7 protein-coding genes are annotated in these 11,291 nt (G+C 68.1%); 4 read left to right on the forward strand and 3 right to left on the reverse strand.

Features of this window, described 5'->3' with window-relative positions; genetic code table 11:
* Positions 1 to 410 precede the first annotated feature (410 nt).
* Positions 411 to 1,175: an IclR family transcriptional regulator gene (locus tag ACTWQR_RS25085; protein WP_443229407.1), complete on the reverse strand. Its 765-nt coding sequence runs from the start codon at positions 1,173 to 1,175 to the stop codon at positions 411 to 413.
* Between the two features lie 340 nt (positions 1,176 to 1,515).
* Between ACTWQR_RS25085 and metH the strand changes: the two genes are divergently transcribed.
* From metH to ACTWQR_RS25105, 4 genes are all read left to right on the forward strand, one after another.
* Positions 1,516 to 5,043, forward strand: a complete 3,528-nt coding sequence (gene metH, locus ACTWQR_RS25090) for a methionine synthase (RefSeq protein ID WP_443229408.1) — start codon at positions 1,516 to 1,518, stop codon at positions 5,041 to 5,043.
* A gap of 213 nt (positions 5,044 to 5,256) precedes the next feature.
* Positions 5,257 to 5,958, forward strand: a complete 702-nt coding sequence (locus ACTWQR_RS25095; RefSeq protein WP_443229409.1) for an HAD family hydrolase — start codon at positions 5,257 to 5,259, stop codon at positions 5,956 to 5,958.
* A gap of 422 nt (positions 5,959 to 6,380) precedes the next feature.
* A complete protein-coding gene (locus ACTWQR_RS25100) occupies positions 6,381 to 7,979 on the forward strand; it encodes an ABC transporter substrate-binding protein (protein ID WP_443229410.1) in 1,599 nt (532 codons plus the stop codon).
* Positions 7,980 to 8,042: 63 nt separating this feature from the next.
* A complete protein-coding gene (locus ACTWQR_RS25105; RefSeq protein ID WP_443229411.1) occupies positions 8,043 to 9,626 on the forward strand; it encodes an ABC transporter substrate-binding protein in 1,584 nt (527 codons plus the stop codon).
* A gap of 166 nt (positions 9,627 to 9,792) precedes the next feature.
* Here the strand turns inward: ACTWQR_RS25105 and ACTWQR_RS25110 are convergent, their stop codons facing one another.
* Together ACTWQR_RS25110 and ACTWQR_RS25115 are read right to left on the reverse strand one after the other, a co-directional pair.
* Positions 9,793 to 10,464, reverse strand: a complete 672-nt coding sequence (locus ACTWQR_RS25110) for a response regulator transcription factor (protein ID WP_362077735.1) — start codon at positions 10,462 to 10,464, stop codon at positions 9,793 to 9,795.
* Positions 10,465 to 10,478: 14 nt separating this feature from the next.
* Positions 10,479 to 11,291: RecB family exonuclease (locus ACTWQR_RS25115; protein WP_443229412.1), on the reverse strand; the 813-nt coding region annotated here is incomplete at its 5' end.

An 11,291-nucleotide genomic window follows, 5' to 3' on the forward strand; every position in this document is an offset into this window, starting at 1 on the left:
GCGACTCCTTTGTCCTTCGTCCAGGGGAAGCCGAACCCCGGGTCCCTCCGGTGGTCCGTCGCTCTCGACGGTGAGAGCGATGCCGGCCCTTGGCGTTGCCACACTCTAGCGCGTATTGCCGGTAGGTGTTCGACAATGCCGACCGATGGACGCGAGTCTCGCCCTGCCGTTACCAGCTCGTCAAGGCTTCTGTTGTCGAAAACACGATCGTTATTGACTGCCGACGGCCATCGATCTTGGGGCGGCCGCGCAGCGTGTGAGCAGGTGCGTCCCGTGGTCGCCGAGACATGCGAAAGGCCGGTGCGTCGTCGACGTACCGGCCCTTTTCGGACTGCTGAGCGCTCCGCTGGAAGAACGGTGATGCTGTGTCGATGTGCGGCTCCGCCGCGTGCGCGGCCTGCCAAGGCCGCTCAGAACCGTCCGGCGCCCAGATCCCGGGACACCGCGCGGGCGCAGTCCCGAACCGCCGCGATCAGCTCGGGGCGCAGCTCGCCGTTCTTGCAGACGCGCTCCACGGCCCCGGTGACGCCCACCGCGCCGACCGGCATCCGCCGCTGGTTGTGGATGGGCGCGGCCACCGAGGCGACTCCTGTCCAGGTCTCCTCGACGTCGGCCGCGTACCCGCGCGCGCGGGTGATGTCGAGGACGCCCTCGAACGCGTCCGGCTCGCACACCGTGCGCGCCGTGAACTCCTTGCGCTCGGCCTCCAGGACCTCGCTGTGCGCCACCGGGTCGTACGCCGCGAGTACCTTGCCCAGTGCGGTGGAGTGCAGCGGCTGCATGGCCCCGACCTCCAGCACCTGCCGGCTGTCGTCGGGCCGGAACACGTGGTGCACGATCAGTACGCCCTGCTGGTGCAGCACTCCCAGGTAGACGCTCTCGCCGCTGGACCGGGCCAGGTCGTCCGTCCACACCAGGGCGCGCGCCCGCAGCTCGTGCACGTCGAGATACGTGGTGCCCAGGCGCAGCAGCTCCGCGCCCAGCTGATAGCGCCCGGAGGCCGTGTCCTGCTCGACGAAGCCCTCCTGCTGCAGCGTGCGCAGGATGCCGTGGGCCGTGCCCTTGGCGAGGCCCAGCGACGAGGCGATGTCCGACAGGCCGAGCCGTCGCTCGCCGCCCGCGAGCAGCCGCAGCATCGCGGCCGCCCGTTCGAGCGACTGGATGTTCCGTGCCATCGCCGTCCTGCCCTCCGTCCCCTTGGACCGTCGGTCGGCGCTTCGCTGCCACCGTTCGGCAATGTCGAACACTACCCGCCCCGGCCGACCTCCCGCCAATGGATGGCCGTGATGAGTCGCAGTCGCATCCCACCGGTGCCGAAACCGGTATCAGGGACCGGTGCCGGATGCCGGTCGAAGCCGCGTCCCCACGGAGGCCGTATACGAATCGCGTACGAATCGCGTGTCCCGTCCCGTGGACGCACTGACCGTCCGGGGCCGCTCCGGGCTACCCTTGCGGCGTGCGCCTTCCATGAGAAGGGCAAAGCCGACAGCCGTCGCACTCCAGGGAGCATCTTCCATGGCCTCGTTGCCGAACCCGTCCCTTTCGTCCGAGCTCGCCGAGAGCCGAAAGCGCACCGACGCACTCCGCCAGGCCCTCGCCACCCGTGTCGTGGTGGCCGACGGCGCGATGGGCACCATGCTCCAGGCCCAGGATCCGACGCTGGAGGACTTCCAGGATCTCGAAGGCTGCAACGAGATCCTCAACGTCACGCGTCCCGACATCGTGCGCTCCGTGCACGAGGAGTATTTCTCCGTCGGTGTCGACTGCGTCGAGACGAACACCTTCGGCTCGAACCACTCGGCGGCGAGCGAGTACGAGATCGCCGACCGGATTGTCGAGCTGTCCGAGGCGGGTGCCCGGATCGCCCGCGAGGTCGCCGACGAGTTCGGCGCCAGGGACGGTCGCCAGCGCTGGGTGCTGGGCTCGATCGGGCCGGGCACCAAGCTGCCGTCGCTGGGCCACATCGGATACGACGTCCTGCGCGATGGTTACCAGCAGAACGCCGAGGGCCTGCTCGCCGGTGGCGCGGACGCCCTGATCGTGGAGACCACCCAGGACCTGCTGCAGACCAAGAGCAGCCTGATCGGCGCGCGCCGGGCCATGGATGCCCTGGGCGTGAACGTGCCGCTGATCTGCTCGCTGGCCTTCGAGACCACGGGCGTCATGCTGCTCGGCTCGGAGATCGGTGCCGCTCTGACCGCCCTGGAGCCGCTCGGTATCGACCTGATCGGCCTGAACTGCTCGACCGGCCCGGCCGAGATGAGTGAGCACCTGCGCTATCTGGCCCGTCACTCGCGTACGCCGCTGATGTGCATGCCGAACGCGGGCCTGCCCGTACTGACCAAGGACGGCGCGTACTTCCCGCTGACGGCGCCCGAGATGGCCGACGCCCAGGAGACCTTCGTACGCGATTACGGCCTCTCCCTGGTCGGTGGCTGCTGCGGCTCGACCCCCGAGCACCTGCGCCAGGTCGTCGAGCGGGTACGGGACATGACGCCGACCGACCGCAGTCCGCAGCCCGAGCCGGGTGCCGCCTCGCTCTACCAGACGGTGCCGTTCCGTCAGGACACCGCGTACATGGCGATCGGTGAGCGCACCAACGCCAACGGCTCGAAGAAGTTCCGCGAGGCCATGCTGGAGGGCCGCTGGGACGACTGTGTGGAGATGGCCCGCGACCAGATCCGCGAGGGCGCGCACATGCTCGACCTGTGCGTGGACTACGTGGGCCGCGACGGCGTCGCCGACATGAAGGAACTCGCCGGCCGGTTCGCCACCGCCTCCACGCTGCCGATCGTCCTCGACTCCACCGAGGTCGATGTGCTGCGGGCCGGGCTGGAGAAGCTCGGCGGGCGTGCGGTCATCAACTCGGTCAACTACGAGGACGGCGACGGCCCCGAGTCGCGCTTCGCGAAGGTCACGAAGCTGGCTCAGGAGCACGGCGCCGCGCTGATCGCGCTGACCATCGACGAGGAGGGCCAGGCCCGGACCGTCGAGCACAAGGTGGCCATCGCCGAGCGGCTGATCGAGGACCTGACGGGGAACTGGGGCATCCACGAGTCGGACATCCTCATCGACACCCTCACCTTCACCATCTGTACCGGCCAGGAGGAGTCCCGCAAGGACGGCATCGCCACCATCGGGGCGATCCGGGAGCTGAAGCGGCGTCACCCGGACGTGCAGACCACGCTGGGCCTGTCGAACATCTCCTTCGGCCTCAACCCGGCCGCGCGGGTCCTGCTCAACTCGGTCTTCCTCGACGAGTGCGTCAAGGCGGGCCTGGACTCGGCGATCGTGCACGCCTCCAAGATCCTGCCGATCGCCCGTTTCGACGAGGAGCAGGTCACCACCGCCCTGGACCTGATCTACGACCGGCGCGCGGAGGGCTACGACCCGCTGCAGAAGCTGATGGCGCTGTTCGAGGGCGCCACCACCAAGTCGCTGAAGGCGGGCAGGGCCGAGGAGCTGGCCGCGCTGCCCCTGAACGAGCGGCTCAAGCGGCGCATCATCGACGGCGAGAAGAACGGCCTGGAGGCCGACCTCGACGAGGCCCTGCAGGAGCGGCCCGCCCTGGACATCGTCAACGAGACGCTGCTGGACGGCATGAAGGTCGTCGGTGAACTGTTCGGATCCGGCCAGATGCAGCTGCCGTTCGTGCTCCAGTCCGCCGAGGTCATGAAGACCGCGGTGGCCTACCTGGAGCCGCACATGGAGAAGACCGACGACGAGGGCAAGGGCACCATCGTGCTGGCCACCGTCCGCGGCGACGTCCACGACATCGGCAAGAACCTCGTCGACATCATCCTGTCCAACAACGGCTACACCGTCGTCAACCTGGGCATCAAGCAGCCCGTCTCCGCCATCCTGGAGGCCGCCCAGGAGAACCGCGCCGACGTCATCGGCATGTCCGGCCTGCTGGTCAAGTCCACGGTGATCATGAAGGAGAACCTTCAGGAGCTCAACCAGCGCAAGCTGGCCGCCGACTACCCGGTGATCCTCGGCGGCGCGGCCCTGACCCGGGCGTACGTCGAGCAGGACCTGCACGAGATCTACGAGGGCGAAGTCCGCTACGCCCGCGACGCGTTCGAGGGCCTGCGCCTGATGGACGCTCTGATCGGGGTCAAGCGGGGCGTGCCGGGAGCGTCCCTGCCCGAGCTGAAGCAGCGCCGGGTCAGGGCCACCGCCCAGACCGTTGTGGAGGAACGCCCGGAGGAAGGCGCGGTCCGCTCCGACGTCGCCACCGACAACCCCGTCCCCCAGCCGCCGTTCTGGGGCACCCGCGTCATCAAGGGCATCCAGCTCAAGGAGTACGCGTCCTGGCTCGACGAGGGCGCGCTGTTCAAGGGCCAGTGGGGCCTCAAGCAGGCGCGCACCGGCGACGGGCCGACCTATGAGGAGCTGGTGGAGAGCGAGGGCCGGCCGCGGCTGCGCGGGCTGCTGGACCAGCTCCAGACCGGCAACCTCCTCGAAGCGGCCGTGGTCTACGGCTACTTCCCGTGCGTGTCCAAGGACGACGACCTGATCCTCCTGGACGAGCAGGGCAACGAGCGCACCCGCTTCACCTTCCCGCGTCAGCGCCGCGGCCGCAGGCTCTGCCTGGCCGACTTCTTCCGGCCCGAGGAGTCCGGCGAGACGGACGTCGTCGGTCTGCAGGTCGTCACCGTGGGCTCCCGGATCGGCGAGGAGACGGCCAAGCTCTTCGAGGCCAACGCCTACCGCGACTACCTCGAACTGCACGGCCTGTCCGTGCAGTTGGCCGAGGCTCTCGCCGAGTACTGGCACGCCCGCGTCCGCTCCGAGCTCGGCTTCGCCGCCGAGGACCCCGCCGACGTCGAGGACATGTTCGCGCTCAAGTACCGCGGCGCCCGCTTCTCGCTCGGCTACGGCGCCTGCCCGGACCTGGAGGACCGCGCCAAGATCGCCCGGCTCCTGGAGCCCGAGCGGATCGGCGTCCACCTCTCCGAGGAGTTCCAGCTCCACCCGGAGCAGTCCACCGACGCCATCGTCATCCACCACCCGGAGGCGAAGTACTTCAACGCCCGCTGACGGATTTTCGGCTGTACGAACGCACAGACTTCACCCCACACCAAGGGTTCTCGGCGCGCGCCTGAGCGCGCCGGGGCCGGGGTGTGAGAGTGCCCTCACGCGCCACCTTTAAACAAGGCACTTCATCGCCGAGAGCCGTACACTGGTCGGTCCAGTGCAGGCCGGTTCCCTTCTGGGGGCCGGCCTTCTCGTCCCTCATGGAGGTGTGCCTAGATGACCAGTACGGTCCCCGCATTCGGTACCCGTACGGCCGAAGGCTCCGCCCTGCAGGCCGTGCTCCTCGACATGGACGGAACCCTGGTGGACACCGAGGGCTTCTGGTGGGACGCCGAGGTCGAGGTGTTCGCGCGCCTCGGTCACACGCTCGACGACTCCTGGCGCCATGTGGTGGTCGGCGGCCCCATGACCCGCAGTGCGGGCTTCCTCATCGAGGCGACCGGCGCGGACATCACCCTCGCCGAGCTCACCGTGCTGTTGAACGACGGGTTCGAGGACCGTATCGGCCGCGCCCTGCCGCTGATGCCGGGCGCTCAGAGACTCCTCGCCGAGCTCACCAAGCACCGGATTCCCACGGCCCTGGTCTCCGCCTCGCACCGGCGCATCATCGACCGGGTCCTGACCTCGCTCGGCCCGCGGAACTTCGCCCTGACCATCGCGGGGGACGAGGTCGAGCGCACCAAGCCGCACCCCGACCCGTATCTGCTCGCGGCAGGCGGCCTCGGCGCGGAGCCGGCCAGGTGTGTGGTCATCGAGGACACCGCGACGGGGATCGCGTCCGCCGAGGCCGCGGGCTGCCATGTGGTGGCCGTACCCTCCGTGGCACCGATCACCCCGGCCGCCCGGCGCACCGTCGTGCCCTCTCTCGAACAGGTCGATCTGCCTTTTCTCCGGGGCCTGATGACGGAAAAGCACTAAGCGTTCACCCACGGTGAATGCGGAATGCCGAATTACTCCGTGGTCACCGCACCTGAGTTATTCGATCGCGCCGGATGGCTGAATTCCGCTATCCCCCAACCTTGTTGGGCGTGTGACGTTCACCACTTAACGAGGGTCGACAAGGGGGGTTCTGTGCGCCTCCAACCCCCCTTTCAGGGGGTGACTGGTGTGCCCTTGTGTCCCCTTTCGTGGAATGCTGCACTAATCCTTCCACTCTCGGGTTTTCGGTGCGTCCACAGCCGGTTTCGCAGCGTGATGGGGCGTCAACTCCGGTAGCTGTGAACCCTCCTGCTGGTGCGGACTAATCTCATTGCGAGACCATCGCCGCATCCCCCGTGACCCCGCCCGCAACACCCCAGCCTGTCGGGTTCACGGCTCGACAGCTCTGGAGAACTTCGAGCATGAACCGTAAGACTTTGGTGCTGCCGACCGTTATAGGCCTGCTCGCCCCGGTGCTCGCCGCGTGCGGTGGGTCCGACAGCGGGAGTGACAGTGGCGACGCCATCGTCGTCGGCACCACCGACCGGTTCACCGCCTCCAAGAAGGATCCGGCTCCGCTGGACCCGGCGTTCGCGTACGACGTCGGCACCTGGAACATCCTGCGGCAGACGGTCCAGACGCTGATGGCCGTGCCCAACGGCGGCGGCGACCCCCAGCCGGAGGCCGCCGAGAGATGCCGTTTCACCGACACGGGCAACGAGCGGTACGAGTGCACCCTGCGCAAGGGCCTCAAGTTCTCGAACGGCGACGCGGTGACCGCGGCCGATGTGAAGTTCTCCATCGATCGCGCGATGCGTCTCAAGGCCGACAGCGGTGTGTTCGCGCTGCTGTCCACCGTCGACACCGTGGAGACGGAGGGCGACCAAGTGGTGGTCTTCCACCTCAACACCTCGGACGCCACCTTCCCGTTCAAGCTGTCCACGCCGGTCGCGGGCATCGTCAACCCCGACAACTACGACAAGAACAAGCTGCGCGGCGGCTTCGACGTGAGCGGCTCCGGCCCGTACACCCTCAAGGCCGAGGTCAAGAACGACGAGATCGTCAATGCGGTCTTCACCAAGAACCCCAATTACCAGGGGACATCGGAGGTGAAGAACGACAAGGTCGAACTGCGCTCCTTCGAGAGCAGCGACGCCATGGGCGCCGCGCTCGGCAAGGGCGACATCGACATGATGACCCGCACCATTTCGCCCGCGCAGATCAAGAAGATCCAGAGCGACGACTCGACCGACGTCGACCTGATAGAGCAGCCCGGCCTGGAGATCCGCTACCTCGGCTTCAACACCAACGACCCGTCGGTGAAGACCAAGGCGGTCCGCCAGGCGATGGCGCAGGTCATCAACCGTGGCGAGCTCACCTCCAAGGTGTACGGCTCCGGCGCCGACCCGCTGTACTCCATGGTGCCGGCCACCGTCACGGGGCACGCCAACTCGTTCTTCAACAAGTACGGCGAACCGGACGCCGCCAAGGCCGAGACCCTGCTGTCCAAGGCGAACGTCACCACGCCGGTGAAGCTGACGCTGCATTACACGGACGACCACTACGGCCCGGCCACCAAGGAGGAGTTCGAGCTCCTCAAGGAGCAGCTGAACGGCAGCGGCCTGTTCGACGTCACAATCAAGGGCGAGAAGTGGAAGACGTTCCGCCCGAACGAGCAGAAGGGCGACTACGAGGTCTACGGCATGGGCTGGTTCCCGGACTTCCCCGACGCCGACAACTACCTCGCGCCGTTCCTCGACAAGGACAACACCATCGGCTCGCCCTACGCGAACCCCAGGATCCGCGACACCCTGATCCCGGAGTCCCGCCGCGAGGCCGACCGGCTCACCGCGTCGAGGAGCATCGAACAGATCCAGCGCATCGTCGCCGAGGACGTGCCGGTTTTGCCGCTGTGGCAGGGCAAGCAGTACATCGCCGCACGGGACGACATCACCGGCGTCGAGTACGCGCTCAACTCGTCCGCGACCCTTCAGCTGTGGGAGCTCGGCCGCGGACTCTGAGCGGCTGACCGCCCCTGTGAACGCGACCGACCTGACTCGAGACCAACGACAAGGCACACGTAAGTGAATATGCGCACCAAGTGGACTGTCCTGCCGGCCATGGCGGGACTGTCCGCCGGCTTGCTGACCGGATGCGGCTCGGAGACGGGCGACTCCGGGGGGAGCGGCTCCGCCGTCGTCGTGGGGATGACCGACGACGTCCTGGCCACCGATCCCGCCTCCGGCTACGACCCGGGCTCCTGGCTCCTGTTCAACAACGTCTTCCAGTCCCTGCTGAGCTTTCCCAAGGGCGGCACCGAGCCGGAGCCGGAGGCCGCCAAGGAGTGCACCTTCACGGACGTGGAGACAAAGGTCTACCAGTGCACCCTGCGCGACGGTCTGACGTTCAGCAACGGTGACGACCTGACCTCCAAAGACGTCAAGTTCTCCTTCGACCGCATGATGAAGATCGACGACGCCGCCGGGCCCGCGATCATGTTCCCCATGCTGGACAAGGTGGAGACCCCGGACGCGAAGACGGTCGTCTTCAGGCTGAAGGACTCCGACGCCACCTTCCCGAGCAAGATCGCCTCCGGCGCCGGCTCGATCGTGAACCACCGCGAGTACCCGGCGGACACGCTGCGCGAGGACGGCAAGGCCGTCGGCTCGGGCCCGTACGAGCTCGACTCGTTCAGCAAGGACGAGGCCGTCTTCTCGGTCAACGACAACTACGAGGGCAACGCCAAGACGCAGAACTCCGGCGTGACCCTCAAGTTCTTCCACGGCGACCAGCCCGGCCTGAAGAAGGCCATCCTCGGCAAGAAGGTCGACGTCGCCTACCGAGGCCTCGCCGCCGAGGACATCGCGGACATCGAGAAGGACACCTCCGGCAGCCAGGACATCGATGTCGTCGAGGGGTCCAGCGCCGAAGTGCAGCACCTCGTCTTCAACATGGAGGACCCGGTGGCCGGGAAGCTGGGCGTCCGCAAGGCCATCGCCTATCTGCTCGACCGCGACGCCCTGATGAGCAAGGTGTACGAGAACACGGCGACCCCGCTGTACTCGATCATCCCGGCCGGCATCACGGGCCACAACACGGCGTTCTTCAACACCTACGGGGCCCGCCCCTCGCGCGCCAAGGCCGAGGCCGCGCTGCTCGCCGACGGCATCACCGACAAGGTGGAGCTGACCCTCTGGTCGACGCCGACCCGCTACGGACCGGCCACCGACCAGGAGTTCAGGGCGATAGCCGAACAGCTCAACGCCAGCGGCCTGTTCGAAGCGACCGTGAAGTCCGTCGCCTACGAGCAGTACGAGAAGGACATCGAGGCGGGCGAGTACGGCGTGTACGTGAAGGGCTGGGTGCCGGACTACCCGGATCCGAGCAACTTCACCGAACCGTTCTTCGGCAAGGGCAACGTGCTGGGCAACAACTACACGAACACCACGGTCACCGGGCAGCTCATCCCCGAGACCGCCGCCCAGAGCGAGCGCTCGTCGACCGACGGGCAGTACGGCGAGCTCCAGAACATCGTCGCCCAGGAGATCCCGGTCATCCCGGTCTGGCAGGCCAAGCAGTACGCGGTGGTCCGCGGGAACGTGTACGGCCTCGAGAACTGCCTCGACGCGTCGACCGTGTTCCGGTTCTGGTCGATCAGCAAGAACTGATCGACCTCACGTACTTCTCCGCCGTACCGCGAAGTAGTTCTCCACCGTCCCGCCCCCGCTTCTCCGCCGTACGACGAAAGGGCCGCCCCCTCGCTGGAGGGGGCGGCCCTTCTCATCTCCCGTGTGCGGACGGCCGGTCACGGCTGCCGCGCGGGCGGGCGGACGGTCACTGTGCGCCGGGGCGCACCAGACCGCTCTCGTACGCGTACACCGCGGCCTGCACGCGGTCGCGCAGCCCCAGCTTGGTGAGGACGTGCCCCACGTGTGTCTTGACCGTGGTCTCGCTGACGAACAGGTCGGCCGCGATCTCCGCGTTCGACAACCCTCGGGCCACCAGCTTCAGTACCTCGACCTCGCGCTCGGTGAGCGTGTGCAGGGTGTCCGGCACGGGCTCGTCGCCCGAGGGCAGATGGCTCGCGTACTTGTCGAGGAGCCGACGGGTGATGCTGGGCGCGAGCATGGCCTCACCGGACGCCACCACGCGGATGGCCTGCACCAGCTCGTTGGCCGGTGCGTCCTTGAGGAGGAAGCCGCTGGCGCCGGCCCGCAGCGCCTCCACCACGTACTCGTCGAGGTCGAAGGTGGTCAGGACCAACACCTTCGCCGGTCCGTCCCGGCCGGGGCCGGTGATCTGACGGGTCGCCTCGACCCCGTCCATCCGCGGCATGCGGATGTCCATCAGAACCACATCGGGCTGCAGGGCACGTACCTGATCGAGTGCCTGGAGACCGTCTCCGGCCTCGCCGACGACCGCAAGGTCCTGCTCCGCCTCCAGGATCATCCGGAAGCCGGTACGCAGCAGCGGCTGGTCGTCGACCAGTAGGACGCGGATGGCCACGTAAGTCTCCTTCGCTAGTCCGGCCCCATTCTGCCCTGCTGGGCACCGCCCGACTCGGGCGCCCTCACCGGGAGCGGATAAGGCGGGGGAGTGCCGCCGAATTCCGGACATACCGCTTGGTGGTCGCACCAGCCGCAGAGTTTGGTGGGCCGCGGCCGCCAGTCGCCGGTCTCGGTCGCGAGGCGGATCGCGTCCCACAGCGAGTGCAGCTTGCGCTCGACGCGCTCCAGGTCGGCGACCACCGGGTCGTACGTGAGCACGTCGCCGCTGCCCAGATAGACGAGCTGGAGCCGGCGCGGGACCACCTGCTTCAGCCGCCACACCACCAGCGCGTAGAACTTCATCTGGAACAGGGCGCCCTCCGCGTACTCGGGACGCGGGGCCTTGCCCGTCTTGTAGTCGACGATCCGCACCTCGCCGGTCGGTGCCACGTCGACCCGGTCGATGATGCCGCGCAGCTTCAGGCCCGAGTCGAGCCGGGCCTCCACGAACAGCTCGCGCTCGGCCGGTTCGAGACGGGTCGGGTCCTCCAGCGTGAACCAGCGCTCGACCAACTGCTCGGCCTCGCCGAGCCAACGCGCCAGCCGCTCGCCCGCGGCCTGCTCGTCGGAGTCCGCGAACAGCTCGGTCAGCTCCGGCTTCGCCTCGCGCAACCGGTCCCACTGGCCGGGGATCAGCGACTTCGCGCGCGGCGCGGTCCGCTCGGCGGCCGGTGCGTCGAAGAGCCGCTCCAGGACCGCGTGCACCAGAGTGCCGCGCGTGGCCGCCTCGCTCGGCTTCTCGGGCAGCTTGTCGATCACGCGGAACCGGTACAGCAGCGGGCACTG

The sequence above is a fragment of the Streptomyces sp. 2A115 genome (assembly GCF_052245575.1).
GTDB lineage: Bacteria > Actinomycetota > Actinomycetes > Streptomycetales > Streptomycetaceae > Streptomyces.